At 64.9% G+C, this 23,822-nt stretch carries 27 protein-coding genes; 22 read left to right on the top strand and 5 right to left on the bottom strand.

Features of this window, described 5'->3' with window-relative positions:
- Nucleotides 1-79: 79 nt before the first annotated feature.
- The 8 genes from QCE88_RS08900 (at nucleotide 80) to QCE88_RS08935 (ending at nucleotide 5,309) form a co-directional block, all read left to right on the top strand.
- The gene (locus QCE88_RS08900) at nucleotides 80-382 is read left to right on the top strand and encodes a Dabb family protein (RefSeq protein ID WP_309832242.1); all 303 of its coding nucleotides are present in this window, start codon (nucleotides 80-82) and stop codon (nucleotides 380-382) included.
- Nucleotides 379-867, top strand: a complete 489-nt coding sequence (locus QCE88_RS08905) for a PaaI family thioesterase (RefSeq protein ID WP_309901051.1) — start codon at nucleotides 379-381, stop codon at nucleotides 865-867. The genes QCE88_RS08900 and QCE88_RS08905 overlap by 4 nt, the downstream gene beginning before the upstream one ends.
- A 37-nt stretch (nucleotides 868-904) precedes the next feature.
- Nucleotides 905-1,909 carry an NADP-dependent oxidoreductase gene (locus QCE88_RS08910; RefSeq protein WP_309901054.1) on the top strand — a complete coding sequence of 335 codons (1,005 nt, stop codon included), beginning with the start codon at nucleotides 905-907 and terminating at the stop codon, nucleotides 1,907-1,909.
- 20 nt (nucleotides 1,910-1,929) lie between these two features.
- Nucleotides 1,930-2,790: an SDR family oxidoreductase gene (locus tag QCE88_RS08915; RefSeq protein WP_309901056.1), complete on the top strand. Its 861-nt coding sequence runs from the start codon at nucleotides 1,930-1,932 to the stop codon at nucleotides 2,788-2,790.
- 25 nt (nucleotides 2,791-2,815) lie between these two features.
- A complete protein-coding gene (locus tag QCE88_RS08920; RefSeq protein WP_309901058.1) occupies nucleotides 2,816-3,778 on the top strand; it encodes an alpha/beta hydrolase in 963 nt (320 codons plus the stop codon).
- Nucleotides 3,779-4,005: 227 nt separating this feature from the next.
- Nucleotides 4,006-4,395 carry a tlde1 domain-containing protein gene (locus tag QCE88_RS08925; protein WP_309901060.1) on the top strand — a complete coding sequence of 130 codons (390 nt, stop codon included), beginning with the start codon at nucleotides 4,006-4,008 and terminating at the stop codon, nucleotides 4,393-4,395.
- Nucleotides 4,396-4,687: 292 nt separating this feature from the next.
- Nucleotides 4,688-4,972 carry a hypothetical protein gene (locus QCE88_RS08930; RefSeq protein WP_309901062.1) on the top strand — a complete coding sequence of 95 codons (285 nt, stop codon included), beginning with the start codon at nucleotides 4,688-4,690 and terminating at the stop codon, nucleotides 4,970-4,972.
- Between the two features lie 73 nt (nucleotides 4,973-5,045).
- Nucleotides 5,046-5,309, top strand: coding sequence for a hypothetical protein (locus QCE88_RS08935; RefSeq protein ID WP_309901064.1), 264 nt, complete (start codon nucleotides 5,046-5,048; stop codon nucleotides 5,307-5,309).
- Here the strand turns inward: QCE88_RS08935 and QCE88_RS08940 are convergent.
- Together QCE88_RS08940 and QCE88_RS08945 are read right to left on the bottom strand one after the other, a co-directional pair.
- Nucleotides 5,306-6,130: an NRDE family protein gene (locus QCE88_RS08940; protein WP_309901065.1), complete on the bottom strand. Its 825-nt coding sequence runs from the start codon at nucleotides 6,128-6,130 to the stop codon at nucleotides 5,306-5,308. The two genes, QCE88_RS08935 and QCE88_RS08940, sit on opposite strands and share 4 nt — an antisense overlap.
- A gap of 9 nt (nucleotides 6,131-6,139) precedes the next feature.
- The gene (locus QCE88_RS08945; RefSeq protein WP_309901067.1) at nucleotides 6,140-7,126 is read right to left on the bottom strand and encodes a folate-binding protein; all 987 of its coding nucleotides are present in this window, start codon (nucleotides 7,124-7,126) and stop codon (nucleotides 6,140-6,142) included.
- A gap of 100 nt (nucleotides 7,127-7,226) precedes the next feature.
- Here QCE88_RS08945 and mltG point away from each other — a divergent pair, with 100 nt between their 5' ends.
- The 10 genes from mltG (at nucleotide 7,227) to QCE88_RS08995 (ending at nucleotide 16,850) form a co-directional block, all read left to right on the top strand.
- Nucleotides 7,227-8,237 carry an endolytic transglycosylase MltG gene (mltG, locus tag QCE88_RS08950; RefSeq protein WP_309901069.1) on the top strand — a complete coding sequence of 337 codons (1,011 nt, stop codon included), beginning with the start codon at nucleotides 7,227-7,229 and terminating at the stop codon, nucleotides 8,235-8,237.
- On the top strand, nucleotides 8,238-8,858 hold the full coding sequence (gene tmk, locus QCE88_RS08955; RefSeq protein WP_309901071.1) for a dTMP kinase: 621 nt from the start codon (nucleotides 8,238-8,240) through the stop codon (nucleotides 8,856-8,858).
- Nucleotides 8,859-8,875: 17 nt separating this feature from the next.
- Nucleotides 8,876-9,919 carry a DNA polymerase III subunit delta' gene (locus tag QCE88_RS08960; protein ID WP_309901073.1) on the top strand — a complete coding sequence of 348 codons (1,044 nt, stop codon included), beginning with the start codon at nucleotides 8,876-8,878 and terminating at the stop codon, nucleotides 9,917-9,919.
- Between the two features lie 30 nt (nucleotides 9,920-9,949).
- A complete protein-coding gene (locus QCE88_RS08965) occupies nucleotides 9,950-10,477 on the top strand; it encodes an N-acetyltransferase family protein (protein ID WP_309901075.1) in 528 nt (175 codons plus the stop codon).
- 10 nt (nucleotides 10,478-10,487) lie between these two features.
- Entirely contained in the window at nucleotides 10,488-11,273 is a 786-nt protein-coding gene (locus tag QCE88_RS08970; RefSeq protein WP_309901076.1) for a TatD family hydrolase, read from the top strand.
- A gap of 55 nt (nucleotides 11,274-11,328) precedes the next feature.
- Nucleotides 11,329-12,102 (top strand): ankyrin repeat domain-containing protein, encoded by a 774-nt coding sequence (locus QCE88_RS08975; protein WP_309901079.1) that lies wholly within the window; start codon nucleotides 11,329-11,331, stop codon nucleotides 12,100-12,102.
- 106 nt (nucleotides 12,103-12,208) lie between these two features.
- Nucleotides 12,209-12,565, top strand: coding sequence for a Rap1a/Tai family immunity protein (locus QCE88_RS08980; RefSeq protein WP_309808262.1), 357 nt, complete (start codon nucleotides 12,209-12,211; stop codon nucleotides 12,563-12,565).
- A gap of 213 nt (nucleotides 12,566-12,778) precedes the next feature.
- Complete coding sequence (locus tag QCE88_RS08985) at nucleotides 12,779-14,032, top strand: mechanosensitive ion channel domain-containing protein (RefSeq protein ID WP_309901081.1); 1,254 nt, start codon at nucleotides 12,779-12,781, stop codon at nucleotides 14,030-14,032.
- 104 nt (nucleotides 14,033-14,136) lie between these two features.
- On the top strand, nucleotides 14,137-15,522 hold the full coding sequence (gene otsA, locus QCE88_RS08990; protein ID WP_309901083.1) for an alpha,alpha-trehalose-phosphate synthase (UDP-forming): 1,386 nt from the start codon (nucleotides 14,137-14,139) through the stop codon (nucleotides 15,520-15,522).
- Between the two features lie 257 nt (nucleotides 15,523-15,779).
- Entirely contained in the window at nucleotides 15,780-16,850 is a 1,071-nt protein-coding gene (locus QCE88_RS08995) for a glycosyltransferase family 4 protein (protein WP_309901085.1), read from the top strand.
- Between the two features lie 106 nt (nucleotides 16,851-16,956).
- Here QCE88_RS08995 and QCE88_RS09000 read toward each other — a convergent pair whose 3' ends face one another.
- From QCE88_RS09000 to QCE88_RS09010, 3 genes are all read right to left on the bottom strand, one after another.
- Nucleotides 16,957-17,547: a YSC84-related protein gene (locus QCE88_RS09000; protein WP_309903474.1), complete on the bottom strand. Its 591-nt coding sequence runs from the start codon at nucleotides 17,545-17,547 to the stop codon at nucleotides 16,957-16,959.
- 400 nt (nucleotides 17,548-17,947) lie between these two features.
- Nucleotides 17,948-18,454 carry a hypothetical protein gene (locus QCE88_RS09005; protein WP_309903476.1) on the bottom strand — a complete coding sequence of 169 codons (507 nt, stop codon included), beginning with the start codon at nucleotides 18,452-18,454 and terminating at the stop codon, nucleotides 17,948-17,950.
- A 232-nt stretch (nucleotides 18,455-18,686) separates the two neighbouring features.
- Nucleotides 18,687-18,992: a PsiF family protein gene (locus QCE88_RS09010; RefSeq protein ID WP_309901087.1), complete on the bottom strand. Its 306-nt coding sequence runs from the start codon at nucleotides 18,990-18,992 to the stop codon at nucleotides 18,687-18,689.
- 281 nt (nucleotides 18,993-19,273) lie between these two features.
- On the opposite strand from QCE88_RS09010, the gene QCE88_RS09015 reads away from it, so the two are divergent.
- The 4 genes from QCE88_RS09015 (at nucleotide 19,274) to QCE88_RS09030 (ending at nucleotide 23,582) form a co-directional block, all read left to right on the top strand.
- Nucleotides 19,274-19,555: a hypothetical protein gene (locus QCE88_RS09015; protein ID WP_309901089.1), complete on the top strand. Its 282-nt coding sequence runs from the start codon at nucleotides 19,274-19,276 to the stop codon at nucleotides 19,553-19,555.
- A 273-nt stretch (nucleotides 19,556-19,828) separates the two neighbouring features.
- On the top strand, nucleotides 19,829-20,791 hold the full coding sequence (locus QCE88_RS09020) for a sugar ABC transporter substrate-binding protein (protein WP_309901091.1): 963 nt from the start codon (nucleotides 19,829-19,831) through the stop codon (nucleotides 20,789-20,791).
- Between the two features lie 190 nt (nucleotides 20,792-20,981).
- Complete coding sequence (locus QCE88_RS09025) at nucleotides 20,982-22,592, top strand: sugar ABC transporter ATP-binding protein (RefSeq protein WP_309901093.1); 1,611 nt, start codon at nucleotides 20,982-20,984, stop codon at nucleotides 22,590-22,592.
- The gene (locus QCE88_RS09030) at nucleotides 22,593-23,582 is read left to right on the top strand and encodes an ABC transporter permease (protein ID WP_309901095.1); all 990 of its coding nucleotides are present in this window, start codon (nucleotides 22,593-22,595) and stop codon (nucleotides 23,580-23,582) included. It abuts the gene before it with no gap.
- The last annotated feature ends 240 nt before the right edge of the window (nucleotides 23,583-23,822 follow it).

Here is a 23,822-nt window from a genome sequence, read left to right on the forward strand (position 1 = left end):
GCAAGTCGCGCGTACGTCGCCGCCCGGCGATTTTTGCTACGCTTCAGGTCTTGACCGACATCATGAATCAGGAGCCGCCGTGCTGCGTCACATCGTCATGTGGAAGCTGAAGGAAACCGCCGAGGGCGCCAGCCGCGCAGAGAATGCGCAAAAGCTGAAAGCCCGGCTCGAAACCTGCCGCAGCATCGTGAAAGGGCAGGGACACTTCGAGGTCGGCACCGCTCAGCCGGGCTTCGACTGCACCTATGACGTCGTGCTGGTGTCCGATTTCGACGACCGCGCCGCGCTCGAGGCCTATCAGGTCCATCCGAAGCATCAGGCCTTGAAGGACTTCGTCGCGGCGGTCCGTGAAGACCGTCAATGCGTCGACTACGAGGTATGAGCGCAATGTCCAGCACCGATCCGGCGGGCAGCGGCGTGTCCATCGAAAGCCCGTTCATCGATTCGCTCGGCGTTGATCTCGTCCGCGCGCAGGACGGCGAAAGCGAAGTGTGCCTGCCGCTGCGCGACACGCATCTGAACACCTGGGGCATCGCCCATGGCGGCGTCACGATGACCCTGCTCGACGCCGCGCTGGCGCTCGCCGCGCGCAGCGTCGCGGGCGACGGCGTCGGCGTCGTCACCGTCGAGATGAAGGTGAACTTCATGCAGCCCGGCCGCGGCGAGTTGCGCGGCTACGGCCGCGTGCTGCACCGCTCGACCACCATGGCTTACTGCGAAGGCGAAGTGCGCGACAGCGAAGGGCACTTCGTGGCCAAGGCGCTCGGCACGTTCAAGTACATGAAGCGGCTCGCGGTCGGACGTGACATCGCACGCCAGAAAATGCGTACCGATCCCAAGGCGCTGCCCGGCCCGAGCGACGCGTGACACCGGCATCATCCCTTTGAAGACAGGAGAACCCGCCATGGCAGACGCACCGCTGAACCGTCAGATCCTGCTCGTCTCGCGCCCCGAAGGCGAAGCGTCGGTGAGCAACTTCAAGCTCGTCGAAACGCCGCTCGCGCCGCTCGCCGAAGGTCAGGTGCGGGTCCGCAACCACTATCTGTCGCTCGACCCGTACATGCGCGGCCGCATGGACGACGCCAAATCCTACGCGCCGCCGCAGCCGCTGAACGAAGTGATGATCGGCGGAACGGTGGGCGTCGTCAGCGAGTCGCGCAATCCGAAGTTCGCGGTCGGCGACAGCGTCGTGGGCATGCTCGGCTGGCAGGAGTACGGCACCTCCGACGGCACGATGCTGAACCAGGTCGATGCCTCGCGCGTGCCGCTCTCCGCCTATCTCGGCGCGCTCGGCATGCCGGGCGTCACCGCGTGGTACGGCCTGAACGGCATCATCAAGCCAAAGACGGGCGAGACCGTGGTAGTGTCGGCGGCGAGCGGCGCGGTGGGCAGCGTCGTCGGGCAACTGGCGAAGGCGGCCGGTTGCCGTGCGGTGGGCATCGCGGGCGGCGCGGAGAAATGCCGCTACGTGGTGGAGACGCTCGGCTTCGATGCCTGCGTCGATTACAAGGCGGGCAACCTGCGCGCCGACCTGAAGGCGGCCGTGCCGGACGGCATCGACGGCTATTTCGAGAACGTCGGCGGCGAGATCCTCAACGCGGTGCTGGCGCGCATGAACGCGTTCGGACGCGTGGCGGTATGCGGCATGATCTCGGGCTACGACGGCAAACCCCTGCCGCTGGACGCACCCCGGCTCATCCTGACGCAGCGGCTCTTGCTGCAAGGCTTCATCGTCTACGAGCATCTCGACATCTGGCCGCAGGCGCTCAAGGATCTCGGCGAACGCGTCGCGACGAAGAAACTGCTGTTCCGCGAGAGCATCGCTGAAGGCCTCGACAAGGCGCCCGAAGCCCTGCTCGGCATGCTGCGCGGGAAGAACTTCGGCAAGCAGTTGGTGAAGCTGGTCTGATCGAACCTCGGAAAGCTCAAGTGGACAGTTTCGCAGGCAAGGTTGCCGTCATCACCGGCGCAGGCAGCGGCTTCGGCCGGGCGTTCGCGCAGCAGGGCGCGGCGCTCGGCATGAAGCTCGTGCTCGCCGACCTCGACACCGCCGGCCTCGCCGCCACCGTCGACGCCATCCGCGCACAGGGCGGCGAAGCGCTCGGCGTGACGGCGGACGTCTCGGACCCGGTGCAGGTCGAGGCGCTCGCGCAGGCGGCGCTCGATGCCTTCGGCGGCGTGCATCTGCTGTTCAACAACGCGGGCGTCGGCGCGGGCGGCTTCGTGTGGGAGAACAGCGCCAACGACTGGCAATGGGTTTTCGGCGTCAACGTGATGGGCGTGGCGAACGGCCTGCGCGCCTTCGTGCCCATCATGCTGCGGCAGAACGAGCCCGCGCATATCGTCAATACGGCATCGGTGGCGGGCCTGCTCGCCGCGCCCGCGATGGGCGTCTACAACGCGTCGAAACACGCGGTCGTCGCGCTGACCGAGACCTTGCAGCATGACCTGCGACTGGCGGGCGCGGATCTGATCGGCGTGTCGCTGCTGTGTCCCGCGTTCGTGCCGACCGGCATTGCCGCTGCCGAACGCGCGCGCCCCGACGCGCTCGCCAACGCCGCGCCGTACACCGCATCGCAGAAGCTCGCCGCGCGGCAGCTGACGAAAGCCGTGGAAGGCGGCAAGCTCACGGCGGACGACATCGCCGCACTGACCTTCGACGCCGTGCGCGCGGGCCGTTTCTACGTCATCACGCATCCGGCCATCATGGCTTCGGTGCAACTGCGGCTCGACGACATCGCGCAACTGCGCAATCCCACCGATCCGATGTCGCTCAAGCGGCCGCGTTAGGGTCGTTTTCACTGCTCTTCAACCGATGCCGCTCAATCCCAAGATCGCCCAAATCCTCGAAATGGTGGCGCGCGCGAACCGTCCGCCGTTCCACACGCTGACGCCGCAACAGGCGCGCGCCGCCTACGCGATGAGCGCACCGATCCTCGACATCGCGCCGCTGCCGATGTTCAGCGTCGAGGACGTGCAGGTGCCCACGCGCGATGGCGCAGCGATCGGCGTGCGCGTGTATCAGCCCGTCGAGCCGAACTGGACGCAGCCGATGGCGGGGCTGCTGTATCTGCATGGCGGCGGCTTCACCGTCGGCAGCGTGGCGACGCACGATGCGCTGTGCCGCAAGCTCGCGCACGATGCGGGGTGCGCGGTGGTATCGGTGGATTACCGGCTTGCGCCTGAGCACCGGTTTCCCGTCGCGGTGAACGACGCGTTCGACGCGTTGCAATGGCTCACGCGCGAGGCGGGCACGTTCGGCATCGATGCGGCGCGGCTTGCAATCGGCGGCGACAGCGCGGGCGGCACGCTGGCCACGGTGTGTGCGGTGCTGGCCCGTGATGCGGGCATCGGCTTGCGGCTGCAACTGCTGATCTATCCGGGCACGAGCGCGCGGCAGCAGAGCGCGTCGCACGCGCAGCGGGCAGAGGGTTACCTGCTTTCGGGGGAAACCATCCAGTGGTTCTTCGCCCAGTATCTGCGCGATGACCGCGATCGCGACGACTGGCGCTTCGCCCCGCTCGACGCGGCGGGCGGCGTGCCTGACATGGCGGGCGTCGCGCCGGCGTGGATCGCGGCGGCGGATCACGATCCGCTGTTCGATGAGGATATCGCGTATGCGGAGAAGCTGGAGCAGCAGGGCGTGCCGGTGACGCTCAGGCGCTATGAAGGCATGATCCACGAGTTCTTCAAGATGGGCGGCTTCGTGCCTGAAGTGGCCGATGCGCATGCGGAAGCGGTGAGGGCGCTGCGCGAGGCGTTTGAAGGTGGGGATTGAGGGTTGAGTATTGTCTGAAATGTGGGGCGAGTGGATTCGTCAGGATCACTAGCTGATAGGATCGGCATATAGAGTGATCAGGGGCAAGCTTGCCCTGCACGACCGTCCAATCCAACTGTCTTGTATGTATGTCAGATGACTATGCAGCAGAGCACGGTTTTCCCCGCAGTCCCATGTGTGCGCGTTCAGGGACCCTCGCTCTCTCGTTCAATGGCTCGTCACTTTTGATGCATGCGCAGGATGGACGGTCCTATCCTGCAATTTCCGGGAAACCATTGATCGGGGGAAGGTTTGACTTCTCTCCCGCCCGATATCGAACACGCAATCAAGGTCCCATTCCGCCGGGTCGATATTGGATTCAACCGTCACAGATGTGGACGAACGAATGGTACAGGCCGGCCCTGCGCGCAACTTGGGGAGACCATCGAATCACAATCCACATATTCCCGGGTACGGACACCTTCGGTCGCGGTGGATTCTTTATTCACGGCGGAACGAATTTAAGAACTGCTGGATGCATCAATCTCGGTTCGCGAATGGAGGACTTCGTTCGCGACGTGGAAGCTGCTGTAGCTGATTCTCCGGAATGCTACATTCCTTTGACCGTTCGATACTAAAGACAATGCAAATCAGGAGCTATCGGTCCTTACTGAGGGCGGGGCTATATGCCATCGTTGCTGTTCTTGTTGCTCTTCTCGTCGCGTGGAATAGGCTCGCTCTGATCGAGTACTACGGCGACGGCCCGCCGTACTACTCGCGAACCACCAACATGGACGTATGGTTCAATCCCATCCCCTTAATGACCTTGGTGGACAGCATCGGCGCACTGATCATCGGAGGCATTGTCTACCTGATACGACGCATGCGCTAAGCCCGCGACTTGGAATCCGCGATAGCGGATTCTCCGGAATGCTACATTCCTTTGACCGTTCGGTCCTAAAAACAATGCAGATTACGCGCTACCGGCCCTTACTGAGAGCGGGGCTATATGTCATCGTTGCCCTTCTCGTTGCTCTTCTCGTCGCTTGGAATGCGCTAAACCTGAACGAGTACTACGGCGACGGTCCGCCATACTACTCGCGAACCACCAACATGGATTTATGGTTCAATCCGCTCCCCATAATAACCTTGGTGGACAGCATCGGCGCACTGATCATCGGGGGCATTCTCTATCTGATGCGACGCACGCGCTGAGCCCGCATCTTCGAAGCCGCTGTAATTCATCTCCGGAATGCCTCCATTCCTTTGATCGCTCCATACTAAAACAATGCAGATTACGCGGTACCGGTTCTTACTGAGAGCGGGGCTATATGCCATCTTTGCTCTTCTTGTTGCTCTTCTCGTCGCCTGGAATGCACTCAACCTGAACGAGGCCTACGGCGACGGGCCGCCGTATTACGCGCGAACCACCAACATGGACTTATGGTTCGATCCAGTCCCCATACTCGCCTTGGTAGACGGCATCGCCGCCCTGATCATCGGGGGCATTCTCTACATGATGCGACGCACGCGCGCCAAGCCCGCCTCTTAACCGCCTTTGACCTCGAACTCAAAAGCCCGCTCGAACGCGCCGGGCCGCACGATTCGATGCGAACCGTCATCGTCACTGCGTTCCTTGATGTCGACCGTGAGCCCATGCGCCGTCAAGTCCACGCGCAACGCCGTGGTGCTGCGCGTCCCATACTCGGGCGTCTCGATGAACGCCGCCGACAACACGCGTTCCCGCTCGATCGAAATTCCGGTGGAAGGCAGCAGCGCATCGTTCGCCGTACGCGGGTCGCGCAAGGTGTCGATCAGCACATCGAGTGACGGCCGCTCGTCGGCGTGTATCAGATCGTGCAAGGCGTCGCGCTGCGCCACCAGCTTTGGCCACGGCGTGTTCAGCAGACTGTTCGACAAGCCGTGCACGCCCGCTTCGAGCAAGGCAGGCGGTGCCTCCGCACGATTGCCGTACCAGCCCAGTTCGCGCCGCGTGAAATCACCGCACAGCAGGTTGAAGCCGTTATAGCGCTGCCCTTGCTCGGCCACGCGTTCGAGATACGTCAACGGCGCAAGCCGTTCGCCCGCGAGAAAGTTGCTCACCAGCGTGCCGCGCGTCGGCGCATCCGGGCGTGTCTCGCTCGGTGCGCGATAGTTCGTCAGCGCCGCGAAGCGCCCGTCGCGCGAGACGCCCAGCCACGTGCCGCCGCCCGTGAGATCGCGACCCGCGAGCACGCCCGGCGCGTCGGTCCACCTGTGCATCGGCTCGGTGGTGCGGCGGAAGAATTCATCCCGGTTCGCCGACAGCGTCAGCAGCGCGCGGCGCTCGCCGGGCGCGGCCGAAGGCTGCCAGTCGAAGACGATCAGGCACATGCGCAGGCCTCAGGCATCGGCAGGGAAGGCGTAGGGCAGCGGCGCGAACGCGAGCGCCGGGCCATCGGCGGAACCGACGTGCACGCTGCCGTTGTCGAGCGCAGCCAGCTTGATCTCGACCAGGCAGTCCACGCCGCCGCCTTCCGCCGGCGCCGCGTTGACCACGAGCCCGCATGGCTGGCCCCGATCGTCGGAATGGAACAGCTCCGTGCCGGGCGTCGCCGCTTCGGTGTGCGCGAGCGCCGTGCGCCGCTTGATCGTGCCGCGATACTGGCTGCGCGCGACGATCTCCTGTCCCGGATAGCAGCCCTTCTTGAAGTTCACGCCGCCGAGCACGTCGAAGTTCACCATCTGCGGGACGAACTGCTCGACCGTCGCGTGCGTGATGCGCGGTTCGCCCGCATGGATATCGAGCCAGTCCCACATCTGTTCGGGCACGCGCACCAGTTTTTCTTCGAGTGCCGCGAGTTGCGCCTCGACCAGCGCCTTCGGCCCGACCCACAGGAAGCGCGGCCGGTGCGCCGCGTCCGGCACGCGGATCAGCGCGCCATTCGGACCTTCGACCTTCACATGCACGCCGTCGGGCAGCGCATCGAAGACGCCGGACAGCGCCGCGCGCACGTCGCCCGCGAAGCCGACCGCGGCCACTTCCGGGGTTGCGTCGGACAACTTCGCCTTCAGCCGCAGCACAAACATCGACAGACGCTTCTGCACCGCCGCCTGCGTGTCCTGCGCGATCAGCAGGCGCACCGCGTCGGCCGTGCGCCACATCAGGAACGAGGCCAGCAGCCGTCCCTTCGGCGAGCAATAACCGGCCAGACGCGCCGTGGAGGCGTCGAGATGCTGGACATCGTTGGTGATCTGGTTGTGCAGGAAGGTCGCGGCGTCCTCGCCCCTGACATCGATCACGCCGAACTGCGTGAGCGGCATGAACGCGCCGGCGGTCTTGACGGCTTCGAAATCGGCGGGGGCGAGGGTCGGGGTCTGGGAATTCATGGAGGTCGCGGCTGTCCTTTCAGAGAAACCCGGACCGGTGAAAGCGATTCCGGCACAGGCGGCAAGTTATTATATTGGTCTTATCTCAAGCGTGTTCCGCATGTCCCTTCTGAAGAAATGCGTCGTGGCCATCGTGCTCGCCGCGCTGGTCGCGGCGGCCGTCGCGGGCGGCGTGGTCTGGTGGGCGCAACGCCCCATGGCGCTGGCAACGCCCGAGCTCGACGTCACCATCAAGCCGCACAGCAGTCTGCGCAGCGTGAGCACTCAGTTGAACCGCGGCGGCGTGCCCGTCGAGCCGGAGTTGTTCGTGCTGATGACCCGCGTGCTGGGCCTGTCCGCGCAGCTCAAGTCCGGCAACTACGCGTTCAAGAGCGGCATCACGCCTTATGAGGTCCTGCAGAAAATCGCGCGCGGCGATGTTAACGAGTACGTGGCCACGGTCATCGAAGGCTGGACGCTGCAGAAAATGCGCGCCGAACTGGACGGCAATCCCGCGCTCAAGCACGACACGGCCGGCATGAGCGACACCGACCTGCTGCGCGCGATCGGCGCGGCGGAGGTGGACCGGGCGTCGGCTGAAGGGCTGTTCTTTCCCGACACTTATCTCTTCGACAAGAACACCAGCGATCTCGCGGTCTACCAGCGCGCCTACCGGCTGATGCAGGCGCGTCTCACCGAGGCGTGGAACGCGCGCGCCCCCAATCTGCCTTACAAGACGCCTTACGACGCGCTCATCATGGCGTCGATCGTGGAGAAGGAAACCGGGCGCGCGCAGGACCGGCCGCTGGTCGCGGCGGTGTTCGCGAACCGGCTGCGCATCGGCATGCCGTTGCAGACCGATCCCACTGTCATCTATGGGCTAGGCCCGGCCTATGGCGGCAAGCTCAGGAAGAAGGACCTGCAGACCGACACTCCGTACAATACCTACACGCGCATGGGCCTGCCGCCGACGCCAATCGCGCTGCCCGGCGTGGCCGCGTTGACCGCCACGCTGAACCCCGCCGCCAGCACCGCGCTGTATTTCGTCTCGCGCGGCGACGGCAGCAGCATCTTTTCCGACAATCTCGGCGACCACAACAAGGCCGTCGACAAATACATCCGGGGTCAATGAATGGTGCGCGGCAAGTTCATTACGTTCGAAGGGATCGACGGGGCGGGCAAAACCACGCATCTCGACTGGTTCCGCCAGCAACTCGCGGCGAAGCTTGCGCCGTCCGGCCATGCAGTCGTGATGACGCGCGAGCCGGGCGGCACGCCGCTCGGCGAAACGCTGCGCGGCATCCTGCTGGACCAGCCGATGGACCTCGAAACCGAAGCGCTGCTGATGTTCGCGGCGCGCCGGGAACACCTGGCGCAGGTGATCGAGCCGGCGCTGTCGCGCGGCGACTGGGTGCTGTCGGACCGTTTTACGGATGCCACGTTTGCGTACCAGGGCGGCGGCCGCGGCCTGCCGCGCGACAAGCTCGAAGCGCTGGAACGCTGGGTGCAGGGCGGTTTCCAGCCGGACCTGACCGTGCTGTTCGACGTGCCGACCGACACCGCGAGCGAACGCCGCTCGGCGGCGCGCGCACCGGACAAGTTCGAGCGCGAGTCGGAGGCGTTCTTTGCGCGCACCCGGGGCGAATATCTGCGCCGGGCCGCGGAGTCGCCGCAGCGCTTTGCCGTCGTCGATGCCACCCGGACCATCGAAGACATTCGCAAAGAACTTGAAGAAACGATTGCAAGCCTCTGATTCAAGAAGAAGAAACGATGATCTACCCTTGGCAGACCGATGACTGGCAACGCCTCCAGCAACTGCGCGCGCACTGGCCGCACGCGTTGCTGCTGCATGGCGAAGCGGGCATCGGCAAATTGCAGTTCGCGCAGCATCTGGCGCAAGGGCTGCTGTGCGAGGCGCCCGAGGCGAACGGCGAACCCTGCGGCCACTGCCCGGCGTGCCTGTGGTTTTCGCAGGGCAACCATCCCGACTATCGCGTCGTGCTGCCGGAAGCGCTCGCGGGACTCGCCGTCGCCAACTCGGGCGACGCCGCCGACGCCCCCGCCGACAAAGCCGATGGCGACGAAGGCAAGAAAACGCGCGCACCCAGCAAGGAAATCAAGATCGAACAGGTGCGGGCGCTGCTGGACTTCTGCGCGCTGGGCTCGCACCGGGGCGGCATGCGCGTCGTGGTGCTGTATCCCGCCGAGGCATTGAATGTCGCTGCCGCCAATGCGCTGTTGAAGACGCTCGAAGAACCGCCGTCAGGCGTCGTGTTCCTGCTGGTTTCCGCGCGCATGGACCGGCTGCTGCCGACCATCGTGAGCCGCTGCCGTCAATGGCCGATGAGCGTGCCCGAACCCGCGCAGGCGAACGCATGGCTCGCGGCTCAGGGTATCGACGACGCAGCGGGCCTGCTCGCACAGGCAGGCGGCGCGCCGCTGGCGGCGCTGGCGCTGGCGAGCGACGAGAACCGCGCGTTGCGCGACTTCACGCTCACCCAGCTCGCCGCCGGACCGAACTGCGACGCCTTCGCCTGTGGCGAGAACCTGCAGAAGCTGCCGGTGCCACTCGTGCTCGGCTGGTTGCAGCGCTGGCTCTACGACTTGCTCGCGCAACGCACGGCGGGCCGGCCGCGCTACTTCCCGGGCGCGGCCAAGTCGCTCGCCCGCTGTGCGCAGGGCGCGGATGCCGCCGCGCTCGCCCGCTACATGAAAACCGTCACGCGGCAGCGCGCCGTGGAAAATCACCCGCTCAACGCGCGCCTCGTGTTCGAGGAACTGTTCCTTGGCTATCGCGGCATCTACGTCGGCTGACGCAGTGCCGAAGGCCTTTTTGAATTCACCATGACGCTCCAGTACCGCGACGCCACCTTCGACGATCTGCCCGCCATCGTCGCCATCTACAATTCGACGATCGCCTCGCGCCAGGTCACCGCCGATCTCGAGCCGGTCACGCTCGAAAGCCGTCACGCGTGGTTTCACGCGCATTCGCCGCAAGCGCGCCCGCTGTGGGTCGTCGAGGAGGGCGGCGAGGTCATCGCGTGGCTCAGCTTCTCGGACTTCTACGGCCGCCCGGCGTATGCCCGCACCGTCGAGGTGAGCATTTATCTGCACGAGCGCGCTCGCGGCAAGGGCCTCGGCCGTGCGCTGCTGCGCGAGGCGCTCGAACGCGCGCCTTCAATGAAGGTCGATACCGTGCTCGGGTTCGTCTTCGGGCATAACGAAGCCAGCGTGAAGCTGTTTGCCGGCTTCGGCTTCGAGACCTGGGGCGCGCTGCCGCGCGTCGCGGTGCTGGACGGCGTCGAGCGCGATCTCGTGATCCTCGGCCTGCGTCTCGACACGCAGCGCACCGCCGCACCGCACACGCACTGAGGAGCCGCGCATGTTTGTCGATTCACACTGTCACATCAACTTCGAAGGACTCGCCGACCGCCTGCCCGACGTGCTCGACAACATGCGTGCGCATTCGGTGACGCATGCATTGTGCGTGTCGGTCGATCTGGAAACGCTGCCCTCGGTGCTCGCGATCGCCGAACGGTACGAGAACGTGTATGCGTCGGTCGGCGTGCATCCGGATCACGAGGACATGCGCGAGCCGAGCGTCGAGGAACTCGTCGAGCTGGCGCGGCATCCCAAGGTTTGCGCGATCGGCGAAACCGGCCTCGACTACTATCGTCTCGAAGGCCGCAGCCTGGCCGACATGGAGTGGCAGCGCGAACGCTTCCGCACCCACATCCGCGCGGCCCACCAGACGGGCAAGCCGCTCATCATCCATACGCGCGCGTCGTCGGACGACACGCTGCGCATCATGGAAGAAGAGCGCGCTGGCGTGCCGGGCGGCGTGATGCATTGTTTCACCGAGCCGTGGGACGCGGCCGAAAAGGCGCTTGCGCAGAACTTCCATATTTCGCTGTCGGGCATCGTCACGTTCAAGAGCGCGAAGGACGTGCAGGACGTGGCGCGCCGCGTGCCGCTGGAACGCCTGCTGATCGAAACCGATTCGCCTTATCTCGCGCCGGTGCCGTATCGCGGCAAACCGAATGAACCTGCGTACGTGAGCCATGTCGGACGATTTGTCGCGCAACTACGCGAGCAGCCGGAAGAAGGGCTGGCGCAGGCCACCACGGACAACTTCTTCCGTCTTTTCAAGATCGCGCGGGCAGGCTGAGGGCGGCCGCACCGCGTGTACAAGCAACCCGTTTCGAGGCAATCCGAAGGCAACCATGAACAATTCGTCGATGATTTCCGCTTTTTCCACGGCACGCACGTCAAACGTTTTCGCCACCGGCACGAAGCAAACGAAGGGCTCGGCGTTGCGCCGGCTGGTCGCGGCGGCGCTCGTCGCCGGCTGTGCCATTGCGCAGCCGGTCTGGGCCGCGTCGGTGGATTCGCTCATCAAGGCCGTCAAGTTCGACGACATCTCTGAGGTCAGGAAGCAACTCGCGCAGGGCGCGGATCCGAACACGGTCGACAACACCGGCACGCCGCTGCTCGTGATCGCGGCGCGTGAGAAGTCCGACAAGGTCGGCCAGCTGCTCGCCGAGAATCCGAAAACCGATCTGGAAAAGACCGACCCCGCCGGCGAGAACGCGATGATGCTCGCGGCCCTCAACGGCGACGCGACCTTCGTGAATGCGCTGATCGCCAAGGATGCCGAAGTGAACAAGAAGGGCTGGACGCCGCTGCACTATGCCGCGACCAACGGTCATGACGACATCGTGAAGATCCTGCTGGACCATTCGGCCTATATCGACGCGGGCTCGCCGAACGGCACGACGCCGCTGATGATGGCCGCGCGCGGCGGGCATCTGTCGACCTGCAAGCTGCTGCTCGACGAAGGCGCTGACCTGCGCGTCAAGAACCAGATCGGCATGACGGCTGTGGACTTTGCCCGCAAGTACGAGGCGAAGGACGTCGCCGAGGGTTTGCAGGCCCGCCTCGATTCGATGCAGCAGGGCGGCGCTGCTGCCCCAAGCAGCGCAAACGGTGCAAAATAGCGCAGCGCTGCATGGACACGGGCGCACCCGGCGGTCAGGCGCGGCCGCCCCGGTGCGCCAGACCGTTGTCCGGACCCACGCCGCCGCTCAACATAAAAGGAAGATCATGCTGCGGGAAATCGTCATCGCCTGTGCACTCGCGACACCTCTGTGCGCGTTCGCGTTCACCGGCAACGACCTGAACAAGCTGTGCACCAAGACGGACCCCAACTCGCGCACCGCCTGCGCGGCCTATATCGAAGGCGCGGCGGACGGTGTCTACAACACGATCGAGGCCATCGGCGGAACCTCCGGGCCGCAGGTCGGCCAGTACTTCTGCCTGCCGGCGGACGTGAAACCCCAGCAACTGACGGATGCGGTGCGCAAGTACATCGCCGGCAATCCGGACAAGGCCGATTTCAACGCCACGACCATGGTGTCGCTCGGCCTCGGCAAGGCGTTTCCCTGCAAGGCCGAACGCTGATGGCGGGCTGAGCGGTCAAGCCCGGACGGCAGGAAGGGGGCTGGCGTCCCGCTTGCTAACCGCTTGCTGCTCCGTCCTTGACCGCCGGCCGGCAAGATTCGCTGAACACGGTGCGGCTTCCGCACCCCTGGTTTGTGCCATCGCGCTCGCGCGATGCGCGCCGCCGTATCCACCTCGCCCTGTATCCAACCCGAGGCTGATCCCGCGACCTTCATGCTTTCTTTCGATCACTTCCTCGACCTGGCCGAACGGCCGCTCGGCACCTGGCCGGGCGCGCTGATCGTCGCCGTCATCGCCGTGCTGTTCGCGCTCGGCGTGCATCGGGCCGGCGCGCGCATCCTGACGCGCATCGCGCGACCCTATCCGCTGATGAGCGTCGTGCTGCGCTACATCGACACACCCGCGCGGGTCCTGCTGATCATTCTCGGCATCGGTTTCATGATTTTCGAGGCGCCCGACACGCTGCCGTTCATCGGCGTGCTGCGCGATGTCGAGACCGTCGCGCTGATCGTCGCGCTCACGTTTCTCGCGGCGCGCTCGGCGGGGGCGGTCGGCGAGGCGATCGTGCAGGCGCACCCGCTCGATACCCACGACAACCTCGATGCCCGTCGCATCCACACGCAGGCACGCGTGCTCGCGCGTTCGGTGATGGTGGTGATCGTCATCATCGGCTTCGGCGGGGCGCTGATGGCGTTCCCGAGCGTGCGCCAGATCGGCGCGAGCCTGCTGGCGTCGGCGGGCGTCGCGGGACTGGTCGCCGGTATTGCCGCGCGGCCGGTGCTCGGCAATCTGATCGCAGGTTTGCAGATCGCGCTGTCGCAGCCGATCCGCCTCGACGACGTCGTCGTCATCCAGGGCGAATGGGGGCGGGTCGAGGAAATCACCGGCACTTACGTGTCCATCCGCATCTGGGACCAGCGCCGGCTGATCGTGCCGTTGCAGTGGTTCATCGAGAATCCGTTCACGAACTGGACCCGTAACAGCTCGCAGATCATCGGCACGGTATTTCTGTACGTGGATTACCGCATGCCGCTCGCGCCGCTGCGCGAGGAACTGGAGCGCATTCTTGCGCATGCGCCGGAATGGGACGGTCGCGTACAGGTCTTGCAGGTCACCGACGCGACAGATCGGGCGCTGCAACTGCGCGTGCTCGTCAGCTCGTTCGATTCGGCGTTGAACTGGGACTTGCGCTGCCGCGTGCGCGAGGGACTCGTGAATTTCGTGCAGGCGGCGTATCCGAACTATTTGCCGCGCGCACGGGCGGATCTTTCGACGGACAAGGAAAGCCACGTCGATTTCGCGCCGCCGCTTCAGCGTACGGGCACGGCGCCGGCCGAGGCATCCAGTACCGCCCATACTGCCAATACCCCCGCCGATCCGGTCGCAAGCCGCGGCGAGGCGAGCGGACCCGATCCGCACGCGCACGCGGCGGCGTCTACCGCACCGACGCGGGGCGAAAAAACGTGAAGAATAGAGGCGGCTGAAGGATCGCTCGCCGCGCATGGAAACCCCGCAGGCGATTCGCAGTCGAAAAACAAACCGACATGTTCAATGAGGAAAAGGGCAAGCATATGAGTCGTCTCGTCGTCGTATCCAACCGGGTCGCCACGCCGACCGAAACCAAGGGCTCCGCAGGCGGGCTCGCTGTCGGCGTCTTCGGCGCGCTGAAGGACAGTGGCGGCGTCTGGTTTGGCTGGAGCGGGGACGTGGTGAGCGAAACCGTGGCGAACCAGGGTCCCAAGCTCGAACAGGACGGTGCCGTGACCTTTGCCACCGTGGGCCTGACGAAGAAAGACTACGACCAGTACTACCGCGGCTTTTCCAACGCGATGCTGTGGCCGGTCTTCCACTATCGCAACGATCTCGCCGTCTACGATCGCGACGAATACGCCGGCTACCGGCGCGTGAACGCCTGGCTCGCGCACAAGCTGATCAAGCTGCTCGAACCCGACGACGTCATCTGGGTCCACGACTATCACATGATCCCGTTCGCGGAGGCGCTGCGCTCGGAGGGCATCGACAATCGCATCGGTTTCTTCCTGCACATTCCGTTTCCGTCGCCGCAGATCCTGTTGAACATTCCGCCGCACGAGGAACTCGTCAAATCGCTGTGCTGCTATGACGTCGTGGGCTTCCAGACCGAAGGCGACCGCGTGGCGTTTCACGATTACATCGTGCGCCATGCCCACGGCACGGCCACCGCCGACGGCCACGTCGAAGCCTTTGGCCGCAAGCTGACGACGAACGTGTACCGCATCGGCGTGTTCCCTGATGAAATCGCCGAGCAGGCCGAGCGCGGCGAGGCGCGTCAGGACGTGATGGACCTGAAGCAAAGCCTCGAAGGCCGCAAGCTCATCATGAGCGTGGACCGGCTCGATTACTCGAAAGGCCTGGTCGAGCGCTTCCGCGCCTTCGAGCATTTCCTGGAGAAGTCGCCGGAGTGGCGCGGCAACGTGACGCTCGTGCAGATCGCGCCGCCCACGCGTTCCGACGTCGAGAGCTATCAGCAGATCCGCCAGAACCTCGAATACGAAGCAGGGCGCATCAACGGCCGTTATTCGGGCCTCGACTACACGCCGATCCGCTACCTGAACCAGCGCTACGACCGGTGGAAGCTGATGTCGTTGTTCCGGGAATCGCAGGTCGGGCTGGTGACGCCGTTGCGCGACGGCATGAACCTCGTCGCGAAGGAGTACGTCGCCGCGCAGAATCCGGACGATCCCGGCGTGCTCGTCCTGTCGCAATTCGCCGGCGCCGCCGACGAGATGACGGGCGCGGTGCTGGTGAACCCGCACGATATCGTCGGCACGAGCGAGGCGATTGCGCGGGCGCTGACCATGCCGCTCGCAGAACGCCAGCAGCGCTACGAAGCCAACATGAACGCACTCCGCAAGCACGATCTGGGCGTCTGGCGCGACGATTTTCTGACCCATCTGCGCGGCGTCTCCAAGGCGTAACGGCGCGCCGAAACGATTGTTTCGGCCCTGTAACAGAGCGATGAAAGTGCAAGCGTGCGCTGGGCAGCAGCGATTCTCCTTCGATAATGCGGATAACGCGTGGACGTCCCGCACGCGGCATCCGATGACAGGGCATTGAACTGATGTAAGGGCAAACCTCGTGGCCGGGCTGTCAGCCGGCTGTCATACTCGATGCCGCAGGCGACGGTTCGCGCCACGCGTGCGCTGCCGTCGATATGCTCATGGAGACGAGAACGATGAGAATTGCCCAGATCGCCCCGCTGACCGAATCGGTGCCGCCGAAGCTGTACGGGGGCACGGAACGTGTCGTGTCGTATCTCACCGAGGCGCTCGTGGAACTCGGTCACGAGGTCACGCTGTTCGCCACCGGCGATTCCCAGACCAGCGCCCGACTGGAAGCAGTCTGGCCGCGCGCGTTGCGGCTCGACCCTGCGATCCGCGACCGCATCGCGCCGCACATGCTCCTGCTGGAACTGGTGCGCCGCCGGGCTGAAGAGTTCGACGTGCTGCACTTCCACATGGACTACTACTCGTTCTCGCTGTTCAAGCGGCAGGAAACGCCATTCCTCACCACGATGCACGGCCGTCTCGACCTGCCCGAACAGCAGCCGGTCTTCGATACCTTCGACACCGCGCCGGTCGTCTCCATCTCCGACGCCCAGCGCCACCCGTTGCCGCAAGCCAAATGGGTGTCGACGGTCTATCACGGGCTGCCGGAAGACCTGTACACGCCGCAACCCGTCGAGCAGAAATATCTGGCTTTTCTGGGCCGCATTTCGCCGGAAAAGCGGGTAGATACCGCAATCCGCATCGCGGGACGCTGCGGTTTGCCGATCAAGATCGCCGCCAAGGTGGACTTCGCTGATCACGAGTACTTCGAACGCGAGATCGCGCCGCTGCTCAAGTTGCCTTATGTGGAATTCGTCGGCGAGATCAGCGATAGCCAGAAGGCCGAGTTCCTCTCGGGCGCCCATGCGCTGCTGTTTCCCATCGACTGGCCCGAGCCGTTCGGCCTCGTGATGATCGAGGCGATGGCCTGCGGCACGCCCGTGATCGCCTTCAATCGCGGCGCGGTGCCGGAAGTGGTGGATGAAGGGGTGTCGGGCTTCATCGTCGAGGATGAAATCGGCGCGGTGGCGGCCGTGAACCGGCTGCATACGCTGTCGCGTGAAGGCGTGCGCAAGCGCTTCGAGGACCGCTTCACGTCGCATCGCATGGCGCGCCAGTATCTCGACGCCTACAAGGCCGTCGTGCGCGCGCAGAAACGGGCGCGTTTCAGGGTCATCGACCGCGCGACCACGACCTGATCCGTTTCATCCGCGTTAAAAAAACCGCCGTGTGGCGCGACCCGAAAGTCGCGCGACACGGCGGTTTTGCCATACGGACCCCGCTGCGGTCCGCGATGGAAGGGGATCAGAACTTCAGGCGCGAGACCTTCGTGCCCTGGAGCGAGACATCGGCCATCAGGCCGGCGTTGGTCAGCACGATGGCTTCGACCGGCGCGGTGGCCGTGGTGGTGTCGATCACGCCGTTCGCGCCCATCTTCACGAGTGCGACGGAAGCGTCCGCGCCTGCCGACCAGCCGTCCGAGTTGCGGAATTTGTCGAGCGCGTCCTGCGTCATGAACAGGAAGATCAACGCCTTCGACTGCGCGCCGGCTTGCAGGCCGAACGAGCCGGACGTCGTGCTGTAGTAGCCGACGCTGCTGCCGCCCACGCGCAGCGAACCCTTGCCGTACTGGGCGCCGACGATGAAGCCGGCTTGCAGGACCTGCGGGAACACGAGTACGCCGCGCGACTTCGCGACCAGCTCGCGCGAGCCGCCGACGGTCGCATACAGACGCTGGATGGTGCTGTCGACATCGGCGTCGATGGAACGGCGCTGGTCTGCCGCGCCTGCGGACTGTTCAGCGCCCGAGTTGGTGTTGGTCGTGCAGCCGGCAAGCGCAAGGCCTCCCAGCGCCAGAGCAGCGGTGGACTTGAGCATGAAGTTTCGTCTTTGCATCATTGTTCTCCATCGTGAAATGTGGAAACCCCATAGAGCGGGAGGGTGAAGCACACAAGTTATAGCACGGCCGCAAACCGACACGGTTCTCCGTGCACAGGCTCGAAACCTTGCCGGACGCGGGTTTTCAGGCTTTGCAACATTAGGTTCGCGCTTTGCCCGATGGCAACGCTCGCTCCGAATCCGCTTCCTGTCCCCGTTCCAGCGTCGTAAATGACGCACGTTGCCCGCCGTATCGCGACTGTAAGCTTGCGCTGGACGATGTTTCGACCAGTGGAATGCAAGGTGGAGCTTTCGCCCGAATGACGCCTCGCAAGCAAGCATTAATTTCGCGATGCCGCCATGCAAACGTGCGACAAGACCGCATCAAGCAGTAGCAACGACCGTACCCGACCCGTATTCAGGATGGAGTCGTCGTTTTTACTTTTGTGGACGCAACGGTTGCGGATGCGACCGCGGTGGTGTCCGAAGGTTTTGCCGACGCACCGGACGGCCGGCGCAACGCGCGCCTGACGCCGCCGATCAGCACACCAAGGACGAGCAGAAAAGCGGCCGGAACAATCCAGTAGCCGACGAACGCATGCCATAGATAATCGGCCAGCGTGGCCTTGCGATGCGCGTATTCATCGAGTGCTTCCTGATGCTTGCCAGCGTTCGCGGCGAGGATGTCGGCGGGACAGCCGGCCGCGCGCGCCTCGTCGGGAGCGCCGTGGCAGCGGGCCGCGGCGCCGGCCGCGCGTTGCGCGTCGGTCAGTTCCCAGGTGGAGAGGGCCTTTTGCAGATCGACGCTGTTGTAGGCCATCTCTTCGTGCACTTCATTGACCGCGACGATCAGCACCGGCACGAACCAGAACGTGATTGCCACGAGCCAGCGCCGGAACCAGCGGTTCTTGTGTCTCCATGCCATCCAAAGCCTCCATGCGGGGCTTGCGCTCCGCTCGAAACGGCGGCGGCCGATGGCTTCTGCTTGTATTGGTGAGGGGGCCGCCTCGCGCCATCTTATGAGAAAAAGACGACGGTGCGAATCATCAACTTGGGTGCAGTGCAATAACCGCGCGTATCGAGCGTAAATAAGTGAGACGCCGGCGAGAGAGAATCGCCGCGCATGCAGCGCGGCGCGAGGGATACAGGCGGCTCGCTCAGCCCTTGTTGCTGAGACAGGTCTTCATGAACGTCTTGCGGTCGTCGCCTTTCTTGCCGGACGCCTGCTGGTTGCATGCGGTCATCTTCTGCTGCTGCGTCATCGGCGCGGACGCGGCGGCGGGCGCGGCGGACAGACAGCTCTTCATGAACGCCTTGCGGTCGTCGCCCTTCTTGTCGCCCGCCTGCTTGTTGCAGTCGCCCATCTTGGTCTGCTGGCTGTTCGCAGCGAAGGCCGCGTTGGCGCCGAAGGCAAGGCTCAACACGGCAAGGACGGCGGCGACGGCGGTGGTTCGAATAGTCATGGGATGCTCCCTGATCTGATTGACGGTTATTCTTCGACGACTCGTTCTTTTGAAACACTGTCCAGCCCGCGCATTATGGCAAACCGAATTTGAACGGTGTATGGCGTAAGGTGAAATCAGGAGACGCGCGCGGCGAACCGACGGGCATGCGCCTTGCCACCTTGCAGATGACTTTCATCAAGCGCCATGAAGGCTTTCGTTGCAAAGTGTTCAGCCGCGAAGCGCCTGAAAAACAGCCGACGTATGATCGTGCCGACCGCACTCATCCAAGGAGACGCATCATGTCCACGCCGCTTTCCGACCATTACAAGGGCTTCGAGATCAAGGTGCAGGCGCTGCGCCGCGCGAAGGACCGTGATGATCCGGACGACGGCCCGCGCCACTTCGACATCGTCGTGACGATCGCGCGCAGCGTGCATGGCGACAGCGGGCGCTCGGTCATGTTCGGCGTGCCGGACCAGGAGCCGTTCGAGAGTCCGATCGATGCCACCCGCGCCGGCATCGACTACGCGCGCGACATCATCGACGACAAGGTCGAGGGGCAGTCGGTCAAGGATCTCTGAAGGCTGTGCGTTGCCCTGACGTTCAGTCAGGGCCCGCACGACGGCGCGCGAACGCACGTTCTACACGTAAGCCCGATTGACCTCACGCGCCTCTGCAACGAGAATCGACGGCGAGCAAACGTTGAAACCGTCGCTGAAACCGTTGAATCGGGCTCATTGCGTACGTTCTCCTTTCACGTCCCGCGCGGTTCGTCACGTCATGCTCGCGTTCGCTGCCGCATCGTTGCTTCACGCACAAACCAGACAAACCAGAACAAAGCACTGGAGATCCGCATGAACCGAACCCTTCGCCGACGCGTCTTGTCGGCTGCCGTCGCGCTCGCTGCCTGTTCCGTCCTGCCGTTTGCCTCCACTTCAGCCTTCGCGCAGGCGGCCAGCAAGCCGAAGGTCGCGCTTGTCATGAAGTCGCTCGCCAACGAGTTCTTCCTGACCATGGAAAACGGCGCGAAGGACTATCAGGCTCACAACCCCGCCAAGTTCGATCTCATCACCAACGGCATCAAGGACGAGACCGACACCGCCGCGCAGATCCGCATCATCGAGCAGATGATCGTCTCCAAGGTGAACGCCATCGTCGTCGCGCCGGCGGATTCGAAGGCGCTCGTGCCGGTCATCAAGAAGGCGACGGACGCGGGCATCATCGTGGTCAACATCGACAACCGGCTCGACCCTGACGTGCTCAAGTCGAAGGACCTGAACGTGCCCTTCGTCGGACCGGACAACCGCAAGGGCGCGCGCAAGGTCGGCGACTATCTGGCGCAGCATCTCAAGAAGGGCGATGAAGTGGCGATCATCGAAGGCGTGACGACCACGACCAATTCGCAGATGCGCAGCGCCGGCTTCAAGGACGCGATGGACGCGGGCGGCATGAAGATCGTCGCGCTGCAATCGGGCGAATGGGAGATCGACAAGGGCAATGCCGTGGCGGGGCAGATCCTGAACGCGAACCCCAACGTCAAGGCGCTGCTCGCCGACAATGACAACATGGCGATCGGCGCGGTTTCCGCGATCCGCGCGGCGGGCAAGGCCGGCAAGGTGCAGGTGGTCGGCTTCGACAACATCGGCGCGATCAAGCCGATGCTCAAGGACGGCCGCGTGCTCGCCACCGCCGACCAGTACGCCGCGAAGCAGGCGGTGTTCGGCATCGACGTCGCGCTGAAGGCGATCGCCGAGCACAAGAAGCAGTCGGAACTGTCGCAGGTGGTGGAGACGCCCGTCGATCTCGTGACGAAGTGAAGCGGTTTCGTCAGCGGCGAAACGGTGCCGAAAGCGCCGTTTCGCATTCATCCGGCCTCAAGTTTGCCGCCGCCATGCCGATATGTTTCAGGCGAACGTGCCGTCAGACTGCGCGCGGCGTGCCTGAGGAGCGACACGCCAGCCGCGCGGAATCTCGAGCGAAGATGCACAGCGAAGCCTGGACGCAGTCATGAGCCCATCCAACGACGCAAGCCACGCAAGCGACGCGAACGTGCTGACGGTGACGGGCATCGGCAAGACCTATGTCGAGCCGGTGCTGGCGGACGTGTCGCTGTCGCTCAACGCGGGCCAGGTGCTCGCGCTGACCGGCGAGAACGGCGCGGGCAAGAGCACGCTGTCGAAGATCATCGGCGGACTCACGGACCCGACCACCGGCGCCATGACGCTCGCGGGCCAGGCCTACGCGCCGCGCAGCCGCTCCGACGCCGAAGCGCTCGGCGTGCGCATGGTGATGCAGGAGCTGAACCTGCTGCCGACCTTGTCCGTCGCGGAAAATCTGTTTTTGAACCGCTTGCCGCGCAAGGGCGGCTTCGGCTGGATCGACCGGCGCACGCTCGCGCAGGACGCGCGTCACGCGATGGCGCAAGTCGGGCTCGATGCCATCGATCCCGACACGCTGGTCGGCAGTCTCGGTATCGGACATCAGCAGATGGTGGAGATCGCGCGCAATCTGATCGGCGATTGCCGCGTGCTGATCCTCGACGAACCTACCGCGATGCTCACCGCGCGCGAAGTCGATCTGCTGTTCGAACAGGTCGAGCGGCTCAAGGCGCGCGGCGTCGCGCTCGTGTATATCTCGCACCGGCTGGAGGAATTGCGGCGCATCGCCGAGCGGGCCGCCGTGCTGCGCGACGGCCGTCTCGTGCATCTCGGGCCGATGGCCGAGCTGACCAGCGACCGCCTCGTCACGCTGATGGTGGGGCGCGAGATCGGCGAACGGATCGATCTGGGCGAACGCCGCATCGGCGACGTCGCGCTGAAAGTGGAAGGCATGACGCGCGGCACGGCCGTGCGCGACGTGTCGTTCGAAGTACGCGCCGGCGAGATCTTTGGCGTGAGCGGTCTGATCGGCGCGGGACGCACGGAGCTGATGCGCCTCATCTACGGCGCGGATCGCGCGGACGCGGGCCAGGTGTCGGTGGCGCGCGCCGGACAGCCGCTGCGGCGCGTGAACGTGCAGTCGCCGTCGGATGCGGTGAAGGCGGGCATCGCGCTGATCACGGAGGACCGCAAGGGCGAAGGGCTGCTCCTGAGCCTGCCCATCGCCGCCAACGTTTCACTGGGCAATCTCGGTGCGGTGGCGCGTCACGGCGTGGTCGACACGCGCCGGGAAGCGGCGCTCGCGCAACGCCAGATAGAGGCGATGCGCATCCGCACCTCGGGTCCGGCGCAGGCGGTGTCGGAGCTGTCGGGCGGCAACCAGCAGAAGGTCGTGATCGGCCGCTGGCTCGCGCGCGACTGCCCGGTGCTGCTGTTCGACGAACCGACGCGCGGCATCGATGTCGGCGCCAAATTCGATATCTACGGCCTGATGGGCGCACTGACCCGCGAAGGCCGGACGCTGGTCGTGGTATCGAGCGATCTGCGCGAACTGATGCTGATCTGCGACCGGATCGGCGTGATGTCGGCGGGACGCATGACGGGCGTGTTCGAGCGCGCGACCTGGTCGCAGGACGCGCTGCTGGCGGCGGCGTTCTCCGGCTACGCGCGGCGCGAGGCCCTGCTGCAAGAGCCGATCGCGCCCGACGCGAAGGCGCCCGAAGACAACGTGGAGCATTGAATGAGCGAAGCGAACCTTCCAGCCGATGCACCGAAGAGCGCGAAAGGCGTCGGCACGCGGCTGGGGCTGTCGAATTACCTGGGTCTGGCGGGCGCGCTCGCCGCGATGATCGCGCTGTTTTCGGTGCTGAGCTCACATTTCCTGACTTACGACACGTTCAGCACGATCGCCAACCAGATTCCGGATCTGGTCGTGATGTCGATCGGCATGACCTTCGTGCTGATCATCGCAAGCATCGACCTTTCGGTGGGCTCGGTGCTGGCGCTGGGCGCGTCGGTCGTCAGCGTGGCTGCGCTCAAGTGGCACTGGCCGGCGATTCCGGCTGCGCTGATCGGGCTCGCGGCCGCTGCGCTGACGGGCGCGGTGACCGGACTCGTGACCGTGGCATGGCGGATCCCGTCGTTCATCGTGTCGCTCGGCGTGCTGGAAGGCGCCCGCGGACTCGCCTACCAGATGACGAACTCGCGCACGGCGTACATTGGCGATGCGTTCGATTTCCTGTCGAATCCGATCGCTTTCGGCATCTCGCCGGCGTTTCTGATTGCCGTCGGCGTGATGATAATTGCGCATCTGGTCTTGACCCGGACGGTTTTTGGCCGATATCTCGTAGGGATCGGCACGAATGAAGAGGCCGTGCGGCTCGCCGGCGTCAATCCGCGACCCTACAAGGTGATCGTGTTCGCGCTGATGGGCGCCTTGTCGGGCCTGGCGGCGCTGTTCCAGATCTCGCGTCTGGAAGCCGCCGATCCGAACGCCGGCGCCGGCGTGGAACTGCAGGTGATTGCGGCGGTGGTGATCGGCGGCACGAGTCTGATGGGCGGGCGCGGCTCGGTGATCAGCACGTTTTTCGGCGTGTTGATCATCTCGGTGCTCGCGGCGGGACTGGCGCAAATCGGCGCGAACGAGCCGACCAAGCGCATCATTACGGGCGCGGTGATCGTGGTGGCGGTGGTGCTCGACACTTATCGCAGCCGTCGCAAGCGCGCTTGAGGCGGGTCAAAGCAGGCAGCAAGGGCAGGACGGCGACGGCGCGCGCTCCGCACGGGGTGGAGAAGCGGCTCGAACCGGGACTGGCAACATCGGCGAACCAACGTTCGCGTACGCGCGTACGGGTCGCCGGAGATGTGACGGAAAGCAGGCAGGGCGCGGGGAAGCAGTGCGGCGTGGGCAGCGAAAGCAGCCGGCGTCGCCCGCCTTACGACCAATAAGAGAGCAGTTGGACCAAAGCAA

This window comes from Caballeronia sp. LZ035 (assembly GCF_031451175.1).
GTDB lineage: Bacteria > Pseudomonadota > Gammaproteobacteria > Burkholderiales > Burkholderiaceae > Caballeronia.